Genomic DNA, 337 nt, shown 5'->3' on the forward strand with positions numbered 1-337 from the left:
CCTGACGCACCGTTACAGGAGAAGACGTCGCATAACGTTCCTGGATAGTCTCCAACCAGTGTTGAGCTGCCGCAGTATCACCGGATTTGTGCAGGGTCACTGCATATTTATAAGTCGCATCGGCCGCCTTGCTGTGATCAGGAAAATCATCAATCACCGTGCGGAAACTTTCCAATGCTGACGGATACTCACCCCGTACCAGATACACTTCACCGTTCCAGTACCAGGCATTGGCCACCAGTTCATCCTCGGGATATTGCTCAACAAAGCGTCCGAATGCCTGATTGGCCTGTTCAAATTTTTTGTCTCTCACCAGCATCATTGCCTGGTTATACAC

The 337-nt window shown here is 50.1% G+C and carries 1 protein-coding gene; it reads right to left on the reverse strand.

Going from position 1 to position 337, the window contains the following annotated elements:
• Window positions 1-337 (reverse strand): tol-pal system protein YbgF (gene ybgF / locus Q4563_RS17775; RefSeq protein ID WP_303605447.1); only part of this gene is annotated, 337 nt, incomplete at both ends.

Source organism: Gilvimarinus sp. 1_MG-2023 (assembly GCF_030548285.1).